Source organism: Nonomuraea sp. NPDC049378, assembly GCF_055586745.1.
Genome location: NZ_JBVJHP010000024.1, coordinates 91,314 through 111,700, shown reverse-complemented (window position 1 = coordinate 111,700; position 20,387 = coordinate 91,314). Strand labels below are relative to the sequence as shown.

22 protein-coding genes are annotated in these 20,387 nt (G+C 71.5%); 14 read left to right on the top strand and 8 right to left on the bottom strand.

Annotated elements, in window-relative coordinates:
• The first annotated feature begins 77 nt into the window (after positions 1–77).
• Complete coding sequence (rox, locus tag ACZ6SA_RS40350; RefSeq protein WP_465834225.1) at positions 78–1,502, top strand: rifampin monooxygenase; 1,425 nt, start codon at positions 78–80, stop codon at positions 1,500–1,502.
• Between the two features lie 45 nt (positions 1,503–1,547).
• On the opposite strand, the gene ACZ6SA_RS40345 is transcribed toward rox, so the two are convergent.
• Positions 1,548–2,462, bottom strand: a complete 915-nt coding sequence (locus ACZ6SA_RS40345; protein WP_443157126.1) for an RNA polymerase sigma-70 factor — start codon at positions 2,460–2,462, stop codon at positions 1,548–1,550.
• 226 nt (positions 2,463–2,688) lie between these two features.
• On the opposite strand from ACZ6SA_RS40345, the gene ACZ6SA_RS40340 reads away from it, so the two are divergent.
• The 5 genes from ACZ6SA_RS40340 (at position 2,689) to ACZ6SA_RS40320 (ending at position 6,027) form a co-directional block, all read left to right on the top strand.
• Complete coding sequence (locus tag ACZ6SA_RS40340; RefSeq protein ID WP_465834222.1) at positions 2,689–3,015, top strand: carboxymuconolactone decarboxylase family protein; 327 nt, start codon at positions 2,689–2,691, stop codon at positions 3,013–3,015.
• Positions 3,012–3,767: an SDR family oxidoreductase gene (locus tag ACZ6SA_RS40335; RefSeq protein WP_465834220.1), complete on the top strand. Its 756-nt coding sequence runs from the start codon at positions 3,012–3,014 to the stop codon at positions 3,765–3,767. Before ACZ6SA_RS40340 ends, ACZ6SA_RS40335 begins: the two co-directional genes overlap by 4 nt.
• A 125-nt stretch (positions 3,768–3,892) precedes the next feature.
• Entirely contained in the window at positions 3,893–4,126 is a 234-nt protein-coding gene (locus ACZ6SA_RS40330) for a cysteine hydrolase family protein (RefSeq protein ID WP_465834218.1), read from the top strand.
• Between the two features lie 35 nt (positions 4,127–4,161).
• Entirely contained in the window at positions 4,162–5,355 is a 1,194-nt protein-coding gene (locus ACZ6SA_RS40325; RefSeq protein ID WP_347649517.1) for a cytochrome P450, read from the top strand.
• Between the two features lie 186 nt (positions 5,356–5,541).
• Positions 5,542–6,027, top strand: coding sequence for a universal stress protein (locus ACZ6SA_RS40320; protein WP_465834245.1), 486 nt, complete (start codon positions 5,542–5,544; stop codon positions 6,025–6,027).
• Between the two features lie 64 nt (positions 6,028–6,091).
• Here ACZ6SA_RS40320 and ACZ6SA_RS40315 read toward each other — a convergent pair whose 3' ends face one another.
• Positions 6,092–6,460, bottom strand: a complete 369-nt coding sequence (locus tag ACZ6SA_RS40315; RefSeq protein ID WP_347649515.1) for a DUF6223 family protein — start codon at positions 6,458–6,460, stop codon at positions 6,092–6,094.
• A 150-nt stretch (positions 6,461–6,610) separates the two neighbouring features.
• Positions 6,611–7,009 carry a DUF6223 family protein gene (locus ACZ6SA_RS40310; RefSeq protein WP_465834215.1) on the bottom strand — a complete coding sequence of 133 codons (399 nt, stop codon included), beginning with the start codon at positions 7,007–7,009 and terminating at the stop codon, positions 6,611–6,613.
• Positions 7,010–7,282: 273 nt separating this feature from the next.
• On the opposite strand from ACZ6SA_RS40310, the gene ACZ6SA_RS40305 reads away from it, so the two are divergent.
• Both ACZ6SA_RS40305 and ACZ6SA_RS40300 read left to right on the top strand, forming a co-directional pair.
• Positions 7,283–8,530, top strand: coding sequence for a sensor histidine kinase (locus tag ACZ6SA_RS40305; RefSeq protein WP_465834213.1), 1,248 nt, complete (start codon positions 7,283–7,285; stop codon positions 8,528–8,530).
• Positions 8,527–9,210 carry a response regulator transcription factor gene (locus tag ACZ6SA_RS40300; protein WP_465834211.1) on the top strand — a complete coding sequence of 228 codons (684 nt, stop codon included), beginning with the start codon at positions 8,527–8,529 and terminating at the stop codon, positions 9,208–9,210. The genes ACZ6SA_RS40305 and ACZ6SA_RS40300 overlap by 4 nt, the downstream gene beginning before the upstream one ends.
• Positions 9,211–9,296: 86 nt before the next feature.
• Here the strand turns inward: ACZ6SA_RS40300 and ACZ6SA_RS40295 are convergent, their stop codons facing one another.
• From ACZ6SA_RS40295 to ACZ6SA_RS40285, 3 genes are read right to left on the bottom strand one after another with little or no spacing between them, the layout of a single operon-like run.
• A complete protein-coding gene (locus ACZ6SA_RS40295) occupies positions 9,297–9,779 on the bottom strand; it encodes a hypothetical protein (RefSeq protein ID WP_347649511.1) in 483 nt (160 codons plus the stop codon).
• Positions 9,776–11,275: a HAMP domain-containing sensor histidine kinase gene (locus ACZ6SA_RS40290; RefSeq protein WP_347649510.1), complete on the bottom strand. Its 1,500-nt coding sequence runs from the start codon at positions 11,273–11,275 to the stop codon at positions 9,776–9,778. Before ACZ6SA_RS40290 ends, ACZ6SA_RS40295 begins: the two co-directional genes overlap by 4 nt.
• A gap of 6 nt (positions 11,276–11,281) precedes the next feature.
• Positions 11,282–11,956, bottom strand: a complete 675-nt coding sequence (locus ACZ6SA_RS40285) for a response regulator transcription factor (protein ID WP_347649537.1) — start codon at positions 11,954–11,956, stop codon at positions 11,282–11,284.
• A 189-nt stretch (positions 11,957–12,145) separates the two neighbouring features.
• Here ACZ6SA_RS40285 and vanY-N point away from each other — a divergent pair, with 189 nt between their 5' ends.
• Both vanY-N and ACZ6SA_RS40275 read left to right on the top strand, forming a co-directional pair.
• Positions 12,146–12,691, top strand: coding sequence for a D,D-peptidase/D,D-carboxypeptidase VanY-N (vanY-N, locus tag ACZ6SA_RS40280; protein ID WP_347649509.1), 546 nt, complete (start codon positions 12,146–12,148; stop codon positions 12,689–12,691).
• Between the two features lie 67 nt (positions 12,692–12,758).
• Entirely contained in the window at positions 12,759–14,798 is a 2,040-nt protein-coding gene (locus ACZ6SA_RS40275) for an ATP-binding protein (protein WP_465834208.1), read from the top strand.
• Between the two features lie 30 nt (positions 14,799–14,828).
• Here the strand turns inward: ACZ6SA_RS40275 and ACZ6SA_RS40270 are convergent, their stop codons facing one another.
• A complete protein-coding gene (locus ACZ6SA_RS40270; RefSeq protein ID WP_347649507.1) occupies positions 14,829–15,521 on the bottom strand; it encodes an aspartate/glutamate racemase family protein in 693 nt (230 codons plus the stop codon).
• A 592-nt stretch (positions 15,522–16,113) separates the two neighbouring features.
• On the opposite strand from ACZ6SA_RS40270, the gene ACZ6SA_RS40265 reads away from it, so the two are divergent.
• Together ACZ6SA_RS40265 and ACZ6SA_RS40260 are read left to right on the top strand one after the other, a co-directional pair.
• A complete protein-coding gene (locus ACZ6SA_RS40265; protein WP_465834206.1) occupies positions 16,114–16,857 on the top strand; it encodes a siderophore-interacting protein in 744 nt (247 codons plus the stop codon).
• A 155-nt stretch (positions 16,858–17,012) separates the two neighbouring features.
• Positions 17,013–17,450: a DUF6640 family protein gene (locus ACZ6SA_RS40260; RefSeq protein ID WP_465834204.1), complete on the top strand. Its 438-nt coding sequence runs from the start codon at positions 17,013–17,015 to the stop codon at positions 17,448–17,450.
• Positions 17,451–17,526: 76 nt separating this feature from the next.
• Here the strand turns inward: ACZ6SA_RS40260 and ACZ6SA_RS40255 are convergent, their stop codons facing one another.
• The gene (locus ACZ6SA_RS40255) at positions 17,527–18,492 is read right to left on the bottom strand and encodes a helix-turn-helix transcriptional regulator (RefSeq protein ID WP_465834202.1); all 966 of its coding nucleotides are present in this window, start codon (positions 18,490–18,492) and stop codon (positions 17,527–17,529) included.
• A 95-nt stretch (positions 18,493–18,587) separates the two neighbouring features.
• Here ACZ6SA_RS40255 and ACZ6SA_RS40250 point away from each other — a divergent pair, with 95 nt between their 5' ends.
• On the top strand, positions 18,588–19,598 hold the full coding sequence (locus tag ACZ6SA_RS40250) for an ATP-binding cassette domain-containing protein (RefSeq protein WP_465834200.1): 1,011 nt from the start codon (positions 18,588–18,590) through the stop codon (positions 19,596–19,598).
• On the top strand, positions 19,595–20,383 hold the full coding sequence (locus tag ACZ6SA_RS40245; RefSeq protein WP_347649502.1) for an ABC transporter permease: 789 nt from the start codon (positions 19,595–19,597) through the stop codon (positions 20,381–20,383). Before ACZ6SA_RS40250 ends, ACZ6SA_RS40245 begins: the two co-directional genes overlap by 4 nt.
• Positions 20,384–20,387: the final 4 nt, after the last annotated feature.

Here is a 20,387-nt window from a genome sequence, read left to right as displayed (position 1 = left end):
TCCCGTCACGGCCGGGCGATCGACGTAGGTGTCGCCGGGAGCGCCTCGCCACCAGGCACTCCCGAAAGGCAACACCTATGTTCGACGTGATCATTTCCGGGTGCGGGCCGACCGGCGCGATGCTGGCCGCCGAACTGCGGCTGCACGACGTGCGGGTACTCGTTCTGGAGAAGGAAACCGAGCCCAAGTCGTTCGTCCGCATCGTCGGCCTGCATATTCGCAGTCTCGAGCTGATGGCGATGCGCGGGCTGCTGGATCGCATGCTCCAGCACGGAAGGCAGCGTCCGGCCGGCGGCTTCTTCGCCAGCATCGCCAAACCCGCGCCCGAGGGTCTGGATTCCGCGCACGCCTATCTGCTGGGCATCCCGCAGCCGGTCATCGAACGCCTGCTCGAAGAACATGCGACCGAACGGGGCGCGCAGGTCCGGCGCGGTTGCGCGGTGGCCGGTTTCGAGCAGGACGACGAGGGTGTGACCGTCGAGCTGGCCGGCGGGGAACAGCTGCGTTCGCGCTATCTCGTCGGCTGTGACGGCGGGCGCAGCACGGTGCGCAAGCTGCTCGGTGTCGGCTTCCCCGGCGAGCCCTCGCGGACCGAGACGCTGATGGGCGAGATGGAAGTGGGTGTGCCGCAGGAGGAGATCGCCGCCAGGGTGAGCGAGATCCCCGAGACCCGCCAGCCGTTCTGGCTCCGGCCCTTCGGCGGAGGCGTCTACAGCGTCGTCGTCCCCTCCGCGGGAGTCGGCGACCGCGCGGAACCGCCCACCCTCGAGGATTTCCGGCAACAGCTGCGCGCCATCGCCGGAACCGATTTCGGCGTGCACTCCCCGCGCTGGTTGTCCCGCTTCGGGGATGCCACCCGGCTGGCCGAACGTTACCGGGTCGGCCGGGTGCTGCTGGCCGGCGACGCGGCACACATCCATCCGCCCACCGGCGGGCAGGGCCTCAACCTGGGCGTTCAGGACGCGTTCAACCTCGGCTGGAAGCTGGCCGCGCAGATCCGCGGCTGGGCGCCGGAAACGCTGCTGGACACCTACCAGGCCGAACGCCATCCGGTCGCCGAGGACGTGCTGGACAACACCCGGGCCCAGATGGAACTGCTGTCCGCCGAACCGGGCGCGCGGGCCGCGCGCAAGTTGCTCACCGAACTGATGGACTTCGACGAGGTGAACCGCCACCTGATCGAGAAGATCACCGCGATCGGCGTCCGCTACGACTTCGGCGCAGGCCCCGACCTGCTCGGCCGCCGCCTGCGCGACATCGACGTGCAACAGGGCCGCCTCTACGGTCTGCTGCACCGCGGTCGCGGCCTGCTGCTGGACCGAACCGGACGCCTGGCCGTCGGCGGCTGGTCGGACCGGGTCGATCACCTCGCGGATCCCACGGCGGCACTGGATGTTCCGTGCGTCCTGCTACGCCCCGACGGCCACGTCGCCTGGATCGGCGACGATCAGCAGGACCTGGACGACCACCTCTCCCGCTGGTTCGGCAAGCCCGCCGGCTGATCTCGCCCGAGCAACCGGAGAACCGCGGCGGTGGGCGTTCCCGCCTCAGCGGCTCATCGCGGTCTCCCGCCGCACGTGCGACAGCTTCTCGGGATTACGAACGTGGTAGGCGCCGGTGACGTAGCCGTTCTCCACGCGCACCGCCACCACGCCGTCGATCTCCCCGTCGACCCGTACGAGCAGCCCAGGGCCGCCGTTGATCTGCACCAGCTCGGCCGACCTCTCCGCGTCGCGCCTCCACCAGCCGGCGGCCAGCAGGCGAGCCACGTTGCCGACCCCCACAACGGGTCGCGGCAGGGCGTGCCTGATTCCGCCGCCGTCGCTCAGAGCGACGACATCCGGCGCGAGGATGTCGAGCAGGCTCTGCAACTCGCCGGTCTCGACCGCTCGCTGGAAGGCCTCGATCGCGGCTCGGTGCTCGGCCGGGGAGCCGGTGTTGCGGGGCCGGCGGGTGGCGACGTGCGACCGCGCCCGGTGGGCGATCTGGCGAACCGCGGACGGGCTCCTGCCGACGGCCTGGGCGATCTCCTCGTAGTCCAGGTCGAACACCTCGCGCAGCACGAACACCGCCCGCTCGGTCGGCCCGAGCGTCTCCATGACCAGCAGCATCGCCATGGAGACGCTGTCGGCCAGTTCGACGTCATCGGCCACGTCCGGCGCGGTCAGCAGCGGCTCGGGCAGCCACGGCCCGACGTAGGACTCCTTGCGCCTGCCCAGCGTACGCAGCCGTTTCAGCGCCTGCCTGGTGGCGATCCTGACGAGGTAGGCGCGCTGGTCCAGCACCGGGCCCAGATCGACGCCCGCCCACCGCAGCCAGGTCTCCTGCAGGACGTCCTCGGCGTCGGCGGCTGAGCCGAGCATCTCATAGGCGAGGGTGAACAGCAGGTTGCGGTGGACGACGAACGCCTCGGTGGCCGCGTCCATCGACGGGCCCGTCGATTGCTCGCTGCGTTCGCTCATCGCAGGTTCCCGCCTCTTCGTTCGCGACCGTGGCATATCCATACGATCCCGGCCCTCGCTGCCCTGTGACACCGACGGCCGGTGGTCTATGTCACATGGGCCTTCCTGTCACAAGGATCGGGTCGCCGGGATCTCTTGCTCGTAACGACGTGACACCACGAGCGAGAAAGTCCATCCCATGCCCCGACGTTCGCGTATGCCGAACCCTCTCCCCTTCCTCCCCGAGATGGCGGAAGTCGCCGGTCCTCTGCACCGGTCCCTCACCGACGGCCCGATTCCCATCCAGCTGCGCGCCGGGCAGACCCCCGGCAGCACGTGCTTCACCATCCGGGAGACCGGCAACCTGCGCGAGCTCGGCGAAACCGAGGAGCGCATCACCGCCGTGGCCACCTGGCGCGACGCCACCTACTTCACCGACGCCGAACGGGCCGCGCTGGAGCTGGTGGAGGCGGTCCTCACCCCGAACCCGTCCGGGGAGCGCGTCCCCGCCGAGCTCTACGCCCGACTGGACGCTCCGGCCGGAACGACAACGACCAGAAAGGCATGGACATGAGCAAGATCGCAGTGGCCGGGGCGACCGGGCGGCTGGGCCGGCACGTCGTCGACGTGCTGGGAGAGCTGGGGTACGGGGTCGTGCCGATGTCCCGGGCCACCGGCGTGGACATCATCACCCGTGAGGGCCTCGCCGAGGCCCTCACCGGGGTCGAGACCATCATCGATGCCGCCTCGTGGCACGCCTCCGACCAGGAGGCCGCGACGGAGTTCTTCCGCGCGTCGGCACGCAACCTGCAGGAGGCGGGCGAGAAGGCGGGGGTCACCCGGATCGCCATGGCGTCCATCATCGGCGTCGACAGGGCCACCGCCGGTTTCCTCGCCGCCAAGAAGGTGCACGAGGAACTCCTGCTGTCCGGCCCGCTGCCCGCCCGCGTTCTGCGGGCCGCGCAGTTCCACGAGTTCGTCGGTCAGCTCCTGGACTGGCAGCAGGGCGGCGACGTCGCCTACGTCCCGGCCCTGCCCGCCCAGCTCGTGGCCTGCCGCACGGTGGCCGAGACACTGGCGGACCTTGCCCTCGCCCCCGGCACGCCCGCCCCGGGAACACCGATCCCCGAGATCGCCGGACCCCGCAAGGAGACCTTGTCGGAGGCGGCCGCACTTCTCGGCGCCCGACGCGGCGTCAAGGTCGTCGGGGTCGACGGCTCCGGCATGCCCGATGCCGAGATCGCCGCCGACGGCGGATTCCTGCCCAGCCCGCATGCCACGCTCGCCGGACCCACCTTCCGTGAGTGGCTCGACACCCAGCCCTGAGCCGACCTTGCCCGTGTTCTCGAAACTCCACCACCCGGGCCCGAGAACAAGGGCTCCCCCGAGCCTCGCCCTCGGAGACTCACTGGCCGCCTCATCGGACGACATCTTCAGAAAAGGGCTCACTCATGCCCGTCACCACGATCGGCACGACGACCGCACTTGTTCTCATCGATCCGCAGAACTTCGTCGTCGGCCTCCCCACCACTCCCTCCACCGGCTCGGAGGTGGTGGCCCGTGCGGTCGAACTGGCTGACGCCTTTCACCACCACGACGGGCTGGGACGCCGTCGTAGCGTCACACAGCTCGTGCTGGCCGGGATCGCCACCAGCAGCGGCGTGGAGTCCACCGCCCGCGCCTGACGGTCCCACACGATCACCGGACGAAAGGACACATGATGACGGAAGCACTGGAATTGCCGCTGCACATGCGGCGGAACGGGCTTGACCCGGTCGAGGAGCTGGCCCGGGTTCGCGACGGCGAGGGTGTGGTGCGGGTGGAGACGCCGTTCGGCCTGCCCGCGTACCTGGTCTGCCGCCACGAGGAGGTGCGCCGGGTGCTGGCGGATCCGGTCCGGTTCAGCAGCGCCCTGACGCCGTTCCCCGGATCGGGGCAGATGAACGCCGACGAGCTGGCCAAGATGCAGGCCGGGCAGCTGATCGGATTCGACCCGCCCGAGCACACGCGGTTGCGCCGGATGCTCACCCCGGAGTTCACGGTACGGCGGATGCGCCGGCTTGAGCCGCGGATCAGCGAGATCGTCGAGGCGGCTCTGGACGATCTGGAGCGGGCGGGCAAGCCGGCTGATCTGGTGGCGCACTTCGCGCTGCCGGTGCCGTCGCTGGTGATCTGCGAGCTGCTGGGCGTGCCGCATGCCGACCGCGCCGAGTTCCAGGAGCGTTCCGCGCGCATGCTGGACGCCTCCCTGCCGATGGAGCAGCGCGTCGCGGCGCAGCGGGAGGACCGCGCCTACATGGCCGGCCTGGTGAGCCGCGCGCAGGCCGACCCGGGCGAGGACCTGCTCGGCATGCTGGTACGCGAGCACGGCCACGATCTCAGCACCGACGAGCTGATCGGCATCGCGAGCCTGCTGCTGCTGGCCGGGCACGAGACGACCTCGAACATGCTGGGCCTGGGCACCCTGGCCCTGCTCCGGCACCCTGACCAGCTGGCGATGATCCGCGAGGATCCGGCCCAGGTCGAGCCCGCCGTCGAGGAGCTGTTGCGCTGGCTGTCCGTTGTGCAGTCGCTGCTGCCACGCACGACCACGACGGAGGTGGAGATCGCCGGGCATGCCATCCCGGCGGGCTCGCTCGTGATCTGCTCGTTTCCCGCCGCCAACCGCGACCCAGCCTTCGTCGACGATCCTGAGACCCTCGACGTCACCCGGGGAGCCGCCGGCCACGTCGCGTTCGGCCATGGCGTGCACCACTGCCTCGGGGCGCCGCTGGCGCGGATGGAGATGCGCATCGCCTTCCCCGCGCTGCTGCGCCGCTTCCCCGGCCTCGCCCTGGCCGATCCGTACGAGCAGGTGGACTTCCGCGTCTTCAGCCTCGTGTACGGCGTGCACACGCTGCGGGCGACCTGGTGAGCCCAGGGCCGTAGAGAGCCGACACGATATAATGCCAGGTGAAGCCCGGTTTGCCGGGTGCGGCGGTGGGGCCCGCCGCCGCACCCGGCCCCGCGATGCGCTCGACGATCCGCTGTGCGAGAACGATCCGCGCCTTCCTGCCCCAGCCGGACGAGCTCACGTCGAAGGGTGAGGGAGAGCAGCGTGATGAACCACCGCGGTGAGCATCCGACGCCTGCAGCACCCGGGCAGGGAGCCGAACGTCAGGCGCTGTGGCTGGTGGTGGGATACGACCGGCATCCGGCCGCGCGACGCGCGCTGGCGACCGCCGCCGACCTGGCCGTCCGGCTGGGAGCGCGGCTGCTGGTGGTGCATGTCGTCGATCTGGACGACTACCCCATCGATCCCGACGCCTGCGACTGGGACGCCTACGCCGAGCAGGCGGTGGCCGGCGAACGCGCCCAGGTCGAGGCCCTGCTCGCCGGTCACCCGCTCCCGTGGAGCTGGCAGGTCGGCCATGGGGATCCGGCGCGGCAGCTGGTGGATCTGGCCGCCCGCCACCAAGCCCTGATGATCGTCATCGGCGCGGCCCGGCATGAGTGGGGCACCCACCTTCTGACCGGCTCGGTCGCCAAGCACCTCGCCCGCCACGCCGACCAGCCGGTGCTGCTGGTCCCCGAACCCTCCGGTTGAAGCCGTCCGATCGAGTGACGTACGCGCTGCGGCGGCCGTGGCTCGGGCACCGTCCCGGGCCGGGTCAGGCGGTGCGGCGGGAGCGGGCCAGAGCGAGCCCGCCGAGGACCATGGCGATCAGCCCGACCACCAGGTCCACCCAGCCTCCGACTATTCCGTAACCGGTGCCGGGACCCCCCTCGGCGGCGGCCACAACCAGCCCGCCGATGACCGTGCAGGCCAGCCCCGCTCCCAGGGCCACGGCGGCCCCCCTTCTCCCGCCGTTGCCGATACGGCGGGCGGAGCGGGCCAGAGCCAGCCCGCCGATGACGGCGCCGGCCAGCCCCAGCAGCGCGCCCACCACGGACCAGAGACGCCCGGAGGTGAAGGTGTAGGCATCGACGGGCTGGACCAGAACGTGCGCGGCGGCGGTGGTCAGGTGGTGGAGGGACATGAAGATCCTTTCGGTCGGATGACGGGCCCCGCGGCGCGCTGGATCGCCTGTGCCGGTCGAGATGCCGGTGACGAGCGCGCGTCTCGGAGGCGCCGTGTGGTGATCGGGTTGTGTGCGTGGGTCTCGATCGCGGGCCTGTCCTGGCCGCGGTCAGCCGCTCGGCTCGGTCCGGCGGGAGCGGGCCAGAGCCAGGCCGCCGAGGACCGCACCGGCCAGCCCCAGCACCAGGGCCACGGCCGCCCCGAACACTCCGTTGCCGGTGCCGAGACCACCGTCGGCGACGGCCAGTTTCACCGCGCCGTTGAGCCCGCCGATCAGCCCCGCCCCCAGAGCCACGGTGGCCGCCCCTCTCCCGCCGTTGCCACGGCGGACGGAGCGGTGCGCCGGCCAGCCGACGATCACGCTGGCCAGCGCCACCAGCGCGGCCACGCTGGCCCAGACGCGCGCAGGGGTCCCGATGAACGTGTCGACACCCTGGCCCGCGCATTCAGCGGCCGTCGTACAGACTGGCGAGGCCACCTGCGTGGCCAGCACAACCAGGACGGACATGGAGCATCCTTTCGGTCGGATGACGGGCACCCGCAGCGCGTGGGTCGCGGTGGCGTGGCCTATGCCGGTCGGGGTTTGGTGACGAGCGTGAGCGCCCGGCGGGGTTTCACTGACTCGATCGTCGCGCCGTCGACGCAGGCACGGCCTCCGCCTGCGGATGGCTGCCTCTACGCAGTTCCGCGTAGACGGCTCGTGCCCCGGTACGCCCGTCGTCGTAGGCGGCCGCGCCGCTGGGCGGAGTGTTCTCGCGGGCGGCGACCGTAGGATCGAGGCATGAAAGGCCGCGCCGTGTCGTTGCGCCTGCCGGTGCCGGCGCAGGAGGTGTTGCTCGCGCTGTTCATCACCGTGATGCAGGTGCAGGGCACGATAGTCCGCAATGCCGGCGAGGTGGTCCAGCGTCCCCTGACCGACCTCGGAAACCTGGGATATGCCCTGCTGGTCGCCAGTGGTGTGGTCGTCGCCGTCCGCCGCCGGTGGCCGGTTCCGGTGTTCGTCGTCGCCGCGTCGGCCAGCTTGGTGTACTACGGTCTCGGCTTCCCGGACGGGCCCGGCTGGCTCGGGCTCTTCGTCGCCCTGTACACCCTGGCCGCCTACGGTGACGGGCGCCGGGCGCTGGTGATCGCCGGCGTGGGCACCTCGGTGCTCACCATCGGCTGGCTGGTCGCCGCGGCCGACATCGAACCACGCGCCGCCATCGGCTGGGTGTACTTCCGGATCGGCGCGTCGGTCATGAGCGCGGCCCTCGGCGAGTCCGTCCGGTCCCGGCAGGTCATCGCGGCCGAAGCTCAGCAGCGCGCCGAGCTGGCTGAGCGGACTCGTGAGGAGGAAGCGCGGGCGCGGGTGGACGCCGAACGGCTCCGGATCGCGCGCGAGGTCCACGACACCGTCGCTCACGCCATAGCGATCATCAACGTGCAGTCCGGTGTCACCGCGCACGTGCTCGACAAGCGGCCGGAAGTGGCGCGCGAGGCGCTGCGGGCCATCGAGCAGACCAGTTCCCGGGCGCTGCGGGAGATGCGGGCCATCCTCGGAGTGCTCCGTGACGACGACGATGACGGCGGGCGGGAGCCGTACCCCCGGCTGGGGCAGATCGACGAACTGGCCGCCAAGGCACGCCAGGCGGGACTCGACGTCAAGCTCGATGAGGCCTCGCCCGCGACGCCGTTGCCCAGCGCGGTGGGAAGCGCCGCCTACCGGATCGTCCAGGAATCGATCACCAACGTGATCCGCCACGTCGGCCCGACCCGCGTGACGGTGGAGCTGAAGGCAGGGATCGAGGATTTGGAGATCCGCGTGACCGATGAGGGCCGTACCGCCCGGGATCATGACTCGGCGGATCCGCGCCCGCCGGCCCGGCATCCGAGCAGCACGGGCCGCTCGGCCGAGCCCGGCCGCGGGATCGCCGGCATGCGCGAGCGCTGCCGGCTGCTGGGCGGGGAGCTCGACGCCGGGCCGCTCGCGGGCGGCGGGTTCGAGGTCAGGGCACGGCTGCCCCTCGCGCCGACCGGGTCGCGCCTGTGAACGCGGCGGCCGCCTCACCGATCAGGGTGCTGCTCGCCGACGACGAGGCTCTCGTGCGGTCCGGGTTCAAGGTCCTGCTCGACCTCGAGGACGACATCACGGTGGTGGGCGAGGCCACCAACGGCGCAGAAGCGGTCGAACGGGCCCGCGCCGGCCGTCCCGACGTCGTCCTCATGGACATCCGCATGCCGCAACTGGACGGGATCCAGGCCACCGCCCAGATCGTCCGGACGCGCGGGCTGGAGCAGGTGCGGGTCCTCATCCTCACCACCTACGACACCGACGAGTACGTCTTCGACGCCTTGCAGGCCGGCGCCAGCGGGTTCCTGCTCAAGGACGCCGGGCCGGCCGAGCTGCTGCATGCCGTCCGGGTGATCGCCGCCGGGGACGCGCTGCTGGCACCGCGGATCACCCGACGCCTCATCGGCGAGTTCACCACCAGGCGAACAGCCGCCCGGGCTGCGGAGGACCGGCTCGCGGAGCTGACCGAGCGCGAACGCGAAGTGCTGGCCCTGGTGGGGCAGGGCCTGAGCAACCACGAGATCGGCGCCCGGTTGTTTCTCAGCCCGGCCACCGCACGCACCCATGTCAGCCGCGCGATGACGAAACTGGGTGCGCGCGACCGTGCGCAACTGGTCGTCATCGCTTACCAGACAGGGCTGGTCAGCCCGGCGACGTAGGGCGCGGCCAGGCCGGGCTCAGGGCAGCGACCGGGCTGCCTTCCTCCGCGTGTACGAGCCCCGCGGAGCCCGGGAGGACACCGTCGTCACCCCGGGCACTCCTGGGGGCCGATGCTCTGGCCCGCACCGAGGACGGTGACCTGGGCGGGGTTCTCCGGCGACAGGGCGGCGGCCGTGCACACGATCTGGTCGACGGCCAGTGCCGGCAGTTCGTCTGCCGGGGTGGCTACGGTCACCACCAGGTGGCCCGGCTTGGCGGCCACCGAGAACGGGGCGGCTTCGCGCGGGATGTCGGTGGTGATCCCTTCCGCCTGTTCGCTCTGCGTGGGTCCCTCCGCCAGCAGCATGAGCGCGTTCGTTCGGGCTGGTCCACGAGCGGATCGCCGCGTCACCGTGCTGAGCCGGCCGTCCTTCACCAGGTAGAGGGTGATCTTCCAGGTAGGTGCGACGGGTCCGCTCGGCGGGGCGCCCGCGGGGATGGCGTCGCTGGGTTGCACGCCGCAGCCGGCCACGGCGACGAACGACACGAGGCCCGCGGCGAGCACGCGGCGGGCGAGCCAGGCCTTCACCCGTGGCCTCCATCCGGGTCGGGTGCCCGGCGTGGCAGGCGGAGCGTGAAGACGGCGCCGCCGTCCGGGGCGTTGGTGACGGTGAGGTCGCCTCGGTGCAGGCGCGCGTTCTCCCGCGCGATGGCCAGGCCGAGGCCGCTGCCCTCGGACCTGGCCCTGGCCGCGCTGGCCTTGTAGAAGCGGTCGAACACGTGCGGCAGCACCGCTTCGTCCAGCCCCGGTCCGTGGTCGCGGACCTCGACGGCGATCCCGTCCTGGTCGGCGCGCAGCCGTACCGACACCGGTGGCTCGCCGTGCCGCAGGGCGTTGCCGACCAGGTTCGCGAGGATGACGTCCACCCGGCGCGGGTCCAGCCGGGCCGTCACCGCGGAGGCCAGTTCGGTGTGCACCCGCTCCGGCCAGCCCCGGGTACGCAGGGTCGCGCGCACCAGCTCGGCCACGTCGACCTCGTTCAGTGCGAGGGCCGCGACGCCGGAGTCGAACCTGCTGATCTCGATGAGGTCGTTCACCAGGCCGGTGAGGTTGAGCGTCTCCTGGCTGACCAGCCTGGCGGCCCTGCCGGCGGGCTCGGGCAGCCCGTCCGCCTCGTCGTCGAGGACGTCGGCGACCGCGGCGAGCGCGGCCAGCGGGGTGCGCAGCTCGTGCGACACGTCGGCCACGAACCGGCGGGCGTCGGCCTCCATCTCGCGCAGCTGCTCGACGTGCCGTTCCAGCTCCGCTGCGGTGTTGTTGAACGTGCGCGCCACGTCGGCCAGCTCGTCGGCGCCGCGGACCTCGACCCTGGCTCGCAGCTCGCCCTCGCCCAGCATGTGTGCCGCCCTACCGAGCTCGCGCACCGGCCGCAGCACGCTACGGGTGGCCAGCAAGGCCAGGACGACCGCGAACGCCAGGGCCGCCCCGCCGGTGAGCCAGGCGCGTGCGGCGAGCTCGTTGATGCTGCGCTGTTCGGGAAGCAGGCTGTGCAGGACGTAGACCTCCATGCCGGACATCCGCGCCGTCCCGTCCGGCTCGGCGATCAGCAGCGGCGCGCCGATGAGCAGGAAGGGCGCCCCCTGCCACACCAGCACGCGTTGCCACGCGACATTGCCGCCGGCCACCTCGCGCCGCAGGGACAGTGGAAGCATCTCGGGACGCACGACCGGCGTGTCACCGCCCTGCGTGCGGAGCCCCGGCGAGCCCACCGGCGGGTCGGCCGGCGCCGGGTCGCCTGTGGAGTACGCCCCGCGGTAGATGGCCATCGCGCGGACGTTTCCTTCGGTCATCTTGTTGGCGATGCCGCGGAGCTCGTCCGGGCCGGGCTCCGCACTCCGCAACGGGAAGAGCTCCTTCAGCTGGCTCTTCGTCGCCTGCACCGCGGCGTCCTGGGCTCGCTGGAGGATGGCGTTGCGAGCCCCGACGTACATCCCGCCGGCCACCGCCGCCGCGGTGACCACACACAGCAGCGCGAACGCGAACAGCAGCCGGGCACGCAGCCCCGGGCTCGGCCGTGGTGCCACCGGCGGTTACACCGGCCCGAACCGGTAACCGAACCCGCGCACCGTCTGCACGTAGACGGGCGCCGCCGAGTCCTCCTCGATCTTCGCCCGCAGCCGCTGCACGCACGCGTCCACCAGACGCGAGTCGCCGAAGTACCCGTGCTCCCACACCGACTCCAGCAGCTGCTGGCGGCTGTGCACCCGGCCCGGCGTGCCGGAGAGCTCGAGCAGCAGGCGCAGCTCGGTAGGGGCGAGGCTGACCGGCACGCCGCGGTGGGTGACCACCAGCCCGGCCCGATCGATGGTCAGGTCTCCGTGCCGCTCCAGCTCAGCCTGGTCCCGGCCGATCCGCCGCAGCACCGCGCGAATGCGGGCCTCCAGCACCCTGGGCTGCACCGGCTTGACCACGTAGTCGTCGGCGCCCGCCTCCAGCCCGGCCACCACGTCCATGTCGTCGCCGCGCGCGGTCACCATGATGATCGGCACCTCTCTGGCGGCCCGGATGCGCCGGCAGACCTCGAACCCGTCCATGCCGGGCAACATCAGATCGAGCACGACCACGTCGGGCAGGTCCGTACGCAGCCGGTCCAGCCCCTGCTCGCCGGACTCCACCGCGCGCACCCGGTGCCCGTGCCGGGTCAGGGCCAGCTCCAGGCCCTCCCGCACGGCCGGGTCATCCTCGATCAACAACACTCGCGACACGCCGCCGAGTTTCACCGCACGCTCCGTAGCTCCCCGCAGGTCATCTCCATCCACTGTCGGCCGGTCGTGTCCCCGCCTCGTGCGCGCCGTGTCATGGTCGTGTCACGGTCGCGCCGGCGGTGGCCGCCGTCGAGAAACGATGACATGCGGCGGACAACGCACGCATATTCGGCGCCAATCGTAGTCGCCATGAACGAACCACGCACCATCCCACCTCGGCCCCGCGACCGGCTGTTCGCCGTGGTCACGCTGGTGCTCGCCGTTCTGCTGCTGCCCGCGGCGTTCGTCCGCCGTCCCGGCCGCGCTCGTGAACTGGCGTGCTCCTGGGCGTTACGGATGCGCTTCCCGGCCGAGGACCTCACCGGGCTCGCCGACGGTGCTCTGGCGGCGTTCACCGCGGCCCGTACCAGGGCGCTCTGGGGTCATGGCCAGCTGCTCGGCCTCACCTCGGGCTACCGCGATCCCCTCGTCCAGCAACGGATGTTCGACGAGGAGGTGCGCCGCTCCGGCTCCCCGGCCTCGGCGCGCATGCTCGTGCTGCCGGCGGCGGAATCCAGCCACGTCAAGGGCATCGCGCTGGACGTGCGCCCCCACGAAGGCGCGCGCTGGCTGGAGGAACACGGCGCCCGCTACGACCTCTACCGCATCTACGACAACGAGTGGTGGCACTTCGAGTACCGCCCGGACCGCGGCGGCACACCACCGCCCCGCCGGCCCCACCCCGGCCTGGGCTGACCGGGGCGGGGACGTTGACGGGTTCGCGCCCGAGAACCGACGGGCGATCGGAGAAGGGTCAAGGGATATGTCATCGGGACTGCTGGGATGGCGCCTGCAAGCCGCGAGGGAGACGGCGTTCGTGGGGCGGGAGGAGGAGCTCGCGGTTTTCACCGCGGCGTTGTACGGCGGCCGCTGCAGCGTTCTGTACGTGCACGGTCCCGGCGGCGTGGGGAAGTCGGCCTTGTTGCGGCGGTTCGCCGGCGAGGCCGCGGCGGCGGGGCGGCCGGTGTCCATGGTGGACGGGCTCCTGCCGGAGCCGGCGGGCTCCGAGGCCGAGGCGGCGCTTCGTGAAGCGGACGCGGTGCTGCTGGTCGACAACGTCGAACGCGTGCGGGGCTGGGAGGAGTGGCTGCGCGAGCGGTTCCTGCCGCGCGTGCCCATGGGGGCGCTGGTGGTGATCGCGGGGCGATGTCCGCCGGACATGCGATGGCAGGCCGATCCGGGATGGGCGGGTGCGCTGGAGGTGTTGCCGCTGCGCGACCTGCGGGCCGGAGACGCGCAGGCCCTGCTGGACTCCCGCGGGGTGCCGGCCGAGTCGCGCGAGCCGCTGCTGGCCTTCGCCGGAGGTCATCCGCTGGCGCTGCTGCTGGGGGCGGCCGTGGCGGTGAAGGACGGCGGGGCCGGCAGGCGGTGGACGCCGGATCAGGGCGTGGTGGGCACGTTGCTGGATCAGCTGGTGGGCGAGTTGCCCTCGGCGGCGCATCGGCACGCTCTGGAGGTCTGCGCGCATGCGCGGGTGATGACAGAAGACCTGCTGCGGGCGGTCTTTCCGCGGGACGCCGCGAATTTGTTCGGCTGGTTGCGGCGGTTGCCGTTCGTGGAGTCGTGCCGTCTCGGGCTGTTTCCGCATGACGTCGTGCGCGAGGTGGTGGAGGCGGACCTGCGGTGGCGCGATCCCGAGGGACACGCGGCGATGCACGACCGGCTGCACGCGCGTCTGGCGGACAGGGTGCGCACGGCGAGCGACGTGGACGTGCCAGGCGCGGTGGCGGCGCTGCTCTACCTGCATCGCGGCAACGGGGCGCCGGCCGGTTCGCACCGTTGCCGGGACGAGGACGAGTACCAGGAGGAACCGGTGCGGCAGGAGGACGTCGGCACGCTGGTCCGGGTGGCCGCAGCCGCGGAGGGCGCCGCCTCCGGGGCCGTCTTCTGTGCCGCCTTCTGGGCCGACCGGCAGCCGCAGGCGTTCCGGCTGTACCGGCGGGCCGAAACCGGCGAGCCCGTGGCCTTCTCCGCCTGGTTGCGCCTGGCGGAACCCGACGAGCGGGAGCTGGCGGCCGATCCCGTCGTGGCCGCGGCGTGGACGCATGCGCGGGCCACCACGCCGTTGCGCGCCGGCGAACACGTGGCGGTCGGCCGGATGTGGGCGCTGCCGCAGTATCGCGAGCACTCGCCGCTGTCGGAGGCGATCCGGTGGCGGATGATCGCCGATTGCCTGCGGGCCGAGCGCCTGGCATGGTCCTCCATCGCGCTACGGCATCCGGACCCGGAGTGGGTGGAACAGCTACGGCACTACGGAATGCGTACCCTCTCCGAGGAGCCGCGGCTCGGCGATGACGCCTACACCCTGTTCGTTCATGACTGGCGCGCGGTGCCGGCGCAGACCTGGCTGGAGCGCATGAACCATCCGCTCGTCGCGGGCCCGGCCGGCGGCCCGAGCGCCGCCGCAGCGGAACTGGCGGTGTTGTCGCGGGCGCAGTTCGCCGAGGCGGTGCGCAAGGCGTTGCGCCTGCTGTCGCGGCCGGACGCGCTGGCGGCTTCCCCGCTGGCGCGCACCAGGCTGATCGCCGAGCGGGCCGGGCGGGATCCCGCCGCGGCGCTGGGCGACGTGCTCCGCCAGGCGATCGACGAGTTGCGCGAGGATCCGCGTGCGGTCAAGTTCCACCGGGCGCTGTCCGTCACGTTCCTGCGCGGGACTCCCACCCAGGAGCTGGCCGCGGAACGCCTGGGCCTGCCTTTCACCACCTACCGCCGCCACCTGGCGGCCGGCATCGAACGCGTCTGCGCCGGCCTGTGGCACCGGGAACTGTACGGCGCAGGCGCGCCGGCGGACCGGTCCGCCTGACCCGCCGCATCCCGGCCACGGCGTGCACGATCAGTCGGCGAGCGCGAAGCCGGCCGCCGCCTCCGCGTGCAGCCGGGCGCTCGGCAGCACCGGGATGGCGCTGTCCTTCTCGCCGACCAGCAGCTCGATCTCCGTGCATCCGAGGATCACGCCTTCGGCTCCGTCGTCCGCGAGACCATCGATGATCCGGGCGTACGCGTCCCTGGACGACTCCCGGAGCACCCCGCGCACCAGTTCGTCGAAGATCACGCGATGGACCAGGTCGCGCTGCTCACGCCGCGGGACGACCACGTCGAAACCGTGGGCGGCCAGCCGGTCCCGGTAGAAGGGCTGCTCCATGGTGAACCGGGTGCCCAGCAGGCCGACCTTGCGCATGCCCCTGGCGCGGATCTCGGCGCCCAGCGCGTCGGCGATGTGCAGCACGGGCACGCTCACGGCCCGCTCGACGTCGTCGCTCACCCGGCTGAAGGTGTTGCTGCAGATGAGCAGGAGGTCGGCTCCGAGATCCGCCAGTTTCCCGCCGGCACCGGTCAGCAACGTGCTCACCTCGTCCCAGCGGCCGGCGAAGATGAGGTCCTCGACGGTCGTATAGTCGACCGACCAGATGAGGCTGTTGGCGGAATGGCTGCCGCCGAGTCGCTCGCGTACCCGCTGGTTGATGATCTGGTAGTAGATCACCGTCGATTCCCAGCTCAACCCGCCGATGAGACCGATAGTGCGCATGAAACCCCGTTTCGCCAGCTTGTGGCGGCAGGCTAGACGGGGTGCCTGCTCATTCTTAAGGCCAGAAGGTGTCCAGCCGTCCGGACCCGGCCTGCCGCCGAAGCGGAATGGAGCGTACGTCGACACATGATCGGCACTTGTCGTCTGCTGGTATGTGCGGACACCCCTCACCCCTCACCCCTCAGGTCGTTCCCCTGACCGCCGTTGACATCTTAGGGCATCTATGTTTCCTTAATGCCTCTAAGTAATCTAGAAGCAATAAGGAGTCGTCGTAGAACCTCAGTGGTGGATCCTTCTCGCGGCGATGGCGATGGGCGCGGCCGTATGGTGGCGGATGTCCAGATCCGCCACCATACGGCGGCGTAAGGACTCCTGACGTGACTCCTCCGCTCCGTGAAGGAAGCGGCTTCTCGCCCCGCTTACGCGGGAGACGACGGCCAAGCCCTGACCGATGCCCGAAAGCACAAGCACCATCCTGTCCGCAGGAGGCGACGGTGTCCGAGGTTCTGCCACTGAACGCCCGGGCCTTGGCGGCCCTCCCGCTCCCGATTCCCCCATCGCCTGAAGGCGACGGTCCCCTCAGGAGGCTCTGATGGCACGCACGATGCGCGACCGCTTGTTCGGCAAGTACGCCATAGAGGCGACCGTCACCGTCGCCGAGCAGGTCACCCCCGCCATGCGACGGATCCGGCTGGAAACCGACCAGCCCATCGTGTTCCCCTACACACCCGGGCAGCACATCAGGATCCAGTTGAAGGACCCGCTGTCGATGTCGGGCATCCTGCGCCCGGCCGAGACACTGCGCACCTACACGATCTGGGACCTCGACCCCGGCAGGACGGCGATCGAATTGCGCGTCCACCTGTATGCGGGCGACGGCATCGGCCTGACGTGGGCGCGGGCGGCCAGGCCCGGGGACCGGACGACCTTCTGGTGGCCGCAAGGCGACTTCTCCATCCGCGAGTCGGCCTACCACGTCTTCATCGGGGAGGAGACCGCCAGCGCCGCCTTCGGGCCGATGATCAGAGCGTTGGAAACCTCGGCCCAGGTGTTCGGCGTCCTGGAGAGCGAGACCCCCGAGCACGACCTCCCCCTGCCCGGGGCGCCGCCGCTGCGCCGCGTCCACCGCCACGGCGCCCCCGCCATCGCCTCCCCGGTGCTGCTCGCCGCCGCGGCCGAGCTCGACCTGCCGGGCAACGCCGGCGCCGCCTACGTGGCCGGCGAGGCCAGAACCTGCCAGCTGGTGCGCGACTTCCTGGTACGCGAGCGCAACTGGCCACGGACCTCGATCAAGACCAAACCGTTCTGGGCCCCGGGCAAGCGGGGCCTGCACTGACCGTCAAGGAGACGTACACGTGAAAGCGATCAGGCCGGAGCCGCCGCGCACTGGACTTCCGCGCCGCTGACCACCCTGCTGGACGCGGTCCTCCCTCTCCTGCCCAACGGGCTCTTCGACCGCTCACTCACCCCCGCCCACACCTGGACGATCTGATGCCTCTCCCGAGAGTCCTGCTCATTGCCGTCGCAGCGATCACGACGGTCAGCGCCGTGCTCGCCGACCTGGTCATCCCCGACCTGGCGGCACAGCACGCCTTCAACCCCGCCTGGCCGCCGCACGCCAAATGGCACGACGCCCAATACATGGTGATGACCGTGCTCCTCGGACTCGCCGGCCTGGCCCTCGCACTACGGCCTGGCCGCAACACGCTGCTGCACGCCGCCGCCATCCTGGCCACCCCGTGGCTCGGCATGATCGGTGCGCTCCTGTTCCCCGGCACCGCGACCTACGACCCGGAGTTCGCCGGCCGGACCGTCTTCGTCCTCGGCCTGCACGGGCAGGTCTTCATGGCGATCGTCCTGCTCCTGTCCCTGCTCGTCGCGACAGCGGCGGCAGTGCGCATGCCCATGGACTCCACTACCCGGTCATGAGCTGAGCGCCGAGCGCGGCGGCACAGCGCGTGGCTCGACGGCCAGCGGGTGTTCACCGTCCACCCTTCACCGGCCGTCACGGGGTCTCTTGGGTGCCGGCGGTGAGGCGTCGTCCCCAGGCGCGCATGTAGGCGACGGCTTCCGGCGGGCCGTGGACCACCACGGGGGCGTCCAGCGCTCCGATGCAGAAGGTGGCCCAGTCCAGGGAGTCCGTGGCGATCTCCACCCGGCACGAGGTGTCGTCGACGGGTTCCACCGTCCCGTAGTGCGCGATCTCCTCCCGGACCCGTTCGGCGGGGGCCCCGACCGTGGCGCGGACGGGATACCTGGCGGGCATCGCCCTGATCCGGGCGCGCACGTACTCGACGGGGTCGTCGGCGGGAAGGGGGCGGGGGGCGAACGTCGTGCCGGTGCGGCCCGCGTCACCGATGCGGTCGACGCGGAAGGTGCGCCAGCCGGCCCGGTCGAGGTCCCAGGCGATGAGGTACAGGCGGTTCTCGACGCGGACGATGTGGTGCGGGTGGACTGTTCTGGCAGCGGTCTGACCGGTGCGGGTGCGGTAGGCGAACTGCACCGTCTCGGTGTCGCGGCAGGCCAGGGCGAGGGTCGTCAACGAGGCGACATCGGTGATGTCCACGCGCGCCTCGGGGTCGCGCGCCGGGACGGCGACGGCGCGAAGGCTGTCGATGCGGCGCCGGATCCGTACGGGAAGCACCTGGACGATCTTGGCCATGGCGCTCAGCGCGGCGTCGGCTGACGTCGGGGAGGGGCCGGAGGTGATCTCTTGGAGCCCCATGACGATGGCGGCGGCCTCGTCCTCGCTGAGTACCAGGGGTGGGAGCGAGGCGCCGGGGCTGAGTTGGTAGCCGCCGCCGGTGCCCCGTGTGGCGGTGATCGGATATCCGAGCTCCTGGAGGCTGTCGATGTCGCGGCGGAGCGTGCGCTGGCTGACGCCGAGGCGGCGCGCGAGCTCGTGGCTGGGCCAGTGGCGCCGGTTCTGCAGCAGGCCGAGGAGTTCGAGGACGCGGGTGCCGGTCGACATGAAACCACTCTAGGCCGACTTGTGGACATATAGCGGCCACAAGCCCGGTGATGATGGGGACCGCCATCGAAGCGGAATGGAGCGTACGTCGACACATGATCAGCACTGGCAATCTGTCCCGGAGTTTCCGGGCTCCCGACGGCGATGAGGTCCGCGCCGTCCGTGGCATCGACCTCTCCGTGGCGCGCGGGGAAACGGTCGCCGTTCTCGGCCCGAACGGCGCGGGCAAGAGCACGCTCATGCGGATGCTCTCGACGCTGCTCCCACCCACGGGAGGCACCGCGCGCGTCGCAGGCTTCGACGTGCGGACCCAGGCTCCGCTGGTGCGCGAGCGCATCGGCTACGTCGGCCAGGGCAACGGCGCCGGGCACGCCCAGCGAGCCCTGGACGAGGTCGTCACCCAGGGCCGCATCTACGGCCTCGACCGGGCCGCGGCCCGCGCCCGGGCCGCCGAACTGCTCTCGGCGCTCGGTCTGGAACAGTTGGCGCGCCGCAAGACGCAGGCGATGAGCGGCGGCCAGCGGCGGCGCCTCGACCTGGCGATCGGGCTGGTGCACCTGCCAGCGTTGATGTTCCTGGACGAGCCGACGACGGGCCTCGACCCGCAGAACCGCACCAACCTCTGGGACCACATCACCGGGATGCGGCGCCGCGGCGACATGACCGTCGTCTTCAGCACCCACTACCTGGAGGAGGCCGATCAGGAGGCGGATCGGATCGTCGTCATCGATCACGGGCGCATCATCGCCGAGGGCACGCCGGCCCAGCTCAAACAGCGTCATGTCGGAGACCGGCTGACGCTGGAAACAACCGACCACGCTTCCGCCGAGCGCCTGCGCGGGCTCATGGCGGCGATGGACGGTGTCGCGACGGTGACCCGGCAGGGTGACGCGGTCACCGGGCAGGTCGCCGACGGCCGCGCGGCACTGCCGAGCGCGATCGCCGCCGCCCGTGACCAGGGGATCACCGTGGTCGCCGCCGACACCCGGCTCCCCACGCTGGATGACGTGTTCCTCGAACTCACCGGCCGGAGCCTGCGCGACGCCGGCGGGCGACCGGACACCGGCACCGAGGACCGCGACCAGACACCGGAGAGGGTCGCATGAGCACCATCACCCCACCGCGCAGACGCAACGTCGCAGGCGACATCCTCATCGTGATGACCCGCGAGTTGCGCCCCGTGGCCGGTGACCCGTTCTCCCTGGTCGTCGGACTGATCCAGCCGCTGTTCTTCCTGCTCCTCTTCGGGCCCCTGGTCGTGCACGACACGACGACCGGGACCGCACACCAGTCCCCGTGGGCGTGGTTCGTCCCGGGGATCCTCGTGATGACCTCGCTCTTCGGAACGGCGGGGACCGGATCGAACCTCCAGTACGACCTCCAGGGCGGCTCGCACGAACGCCTCCTGGTCACGCCGTTGGCGCGCTCGTCGCTGTTCGTCGGGCGCGCGCTCAAGGAGTTCGTGCCACTCGTCGTCCAGGCCGTCGTGATCGTGCTGATCATGGTCCCGTTCGGGTTCCGCCCCGATGCCGGCGGCGGCGTCCTGGGCCTGGTGCTCCTGGGTGTCCTCGGCGTCGGGATCGGGTCACTCAGCTACGCGCTGGCCATCGCCGTGCGCGCGCAGGACTGGATGTTCTGGACCGTGCACCAGACGGTCCTCTTCCCGCTGATGATCCTCTCCGGGATGCTGCTGCCCCTCGATGAGGGACCGCAGTGGATCCGCGTCCTCGCGCAGTTCAACCCCCTCACCCACGTCGTCGAGGCCGAACGCGACCTCTTCGCCGGTCAGATCGCGACCCCCGACGTCGGCTACGGACTCCTCGCCGCCGGCACGACCGCCGCCCTCGGCTTCGTCCTCGGGCTTCGCGCCCTGCGCGCCAGCACCGACTGACAAC

Excerpts from the sequence above, each read along its gene's own strand:
- vanY-N (WP_347649509.1), top strand. The coding sequence starts at position 12,146 with ATGAACGAACCACGCACCATCCCACCTCGGCCCCGCGACCGGCTGTTC.
- ACZ6SA_RS40305 (WP_465834213.1), top strand. The coding sequence starts at position 7,283 with ATGAAAGGCCGCGCCGTGTCGTTGCGCCTGCCGGTGCCGGCGCAGGAG.
- ACZ6SA_RS40340 (WP_465834222.1), top strand. The coding sequence starts at position 2,689 with ATGGCGGAAGTCGCCGGTCCTCTGCACCGGTCCCTCACCGACGGCCCG.
- ACZ6SA_RS40255 (WP_465834202.1), bottom strand. The coding sequence starts at position 18,492 with ATGTCGACCGGCACCCGCGTCCTCGAACTCCTCGGCCTGCTGCAGAAC.
- ACZ6SA_RS40325 (WP_347649517.1), top strand. The coding sequence starts at position 4,162 with ATGACGGAAGCACTGGAATTGCCGCTGCACATGCGGCGGAACGGGCTT.
- ACZ6SA_RS40250 (WP_465834200.1), top strand. The coding sequence starts at position 18,588 with ATGATCAGCACTGGCAATCTGTCCCGGAGTTTCCGGGCTCCCGACGGC.
- ACZ6SA_RS40330 (WP_465834218.1), top strand. The coding sequence starts at position 3,893 with ATGCCCGTCACCACGATCGGCACGACGACCGCACTTGTTCTCATCGAT.
- ACZ6SA_RS40320 (WP_465834245.1), top strand. The coding sequence starts at position 5,542 with ATGAACCACCGCGGTGAGCATCCGACGCCTGCAGCACCCGGGCAGGGA.
- ACZ6SA_RS40345 (WP_443157126.1), bottom strand. The coding sequence starts at position 2,462 with ATGAGCGAACGCAGCGAGCAATCGACGGGCCCGTCGATGGACGCGGCC.
- ACZ6SA_RS40260 (WP_465834204.1), top strand. The coding sequence starts at position 17,013 with ATGCCTCTCCCGAGAGTCCTGCTCATTGCCGTCGCAGCGATCACGACG.
- ACZ6SA_RS40310 (WP_465834215.1), bottom strand. The coding sequence starts at position 7,009 with ATGTCCGTCCTGGTTGTGCTGGCCACGCAGGTGGCCTCGCCAGTCTGT.
- ACZ6SA_RS40245 (WP_347649502.1), top strand. The coding sequence starts at position 19,595 with ATGAGCACCATCACCCCACCGCGCAGACGCAACGTCGCAGGCGACATC.
- ACZ6SA_RS40265 (WP_465834206.1), top strand. The coding sequence starts at position 16,114 with ATGGCACGCACGATGCGCGACCGCTTGTTCGGCAAGTACGCCATAGAG.
- ACZ6SA_RS40275 (WP_465834208.1), top strand. The coding sequence starts at position 12,759 with ATGTCATCGGGACTGCTGGGATGGCGCCTGCAAGCCGCGAGGGAGACG.
- rox (WP_465834225.1), top strand. The coding sequence starts at position 78 with ATGTTCGACGTGATCATTTCCGGGTGCGGGCCGACCGGCGCGATGCTG.
- ACZ6SA_RS40335 (WP_465834220.1), top strand. The coding sequence starts at position 3,012 with ATGAGCAAGATCGCAGTGGCCGGGGCGACCGGGCGGCTGGGCCGGCAC.
- ACZ6SA_RS40315 (WP_347649515.1), bottom strand. The coding sequence starts at position 6,460 with ATGTCCCTCCACCACCTGACCACCGCCGCCGCGCACGTTCTGGTCCAG.
- ACZ6SA_RS40270 (WP_347649507.1), bottom strand. The coding sequence starts at position 15,521 with ATGCGCACTATCGGTCTCATCGGCGGGTTGAGCTGGGAATCGACGGTG.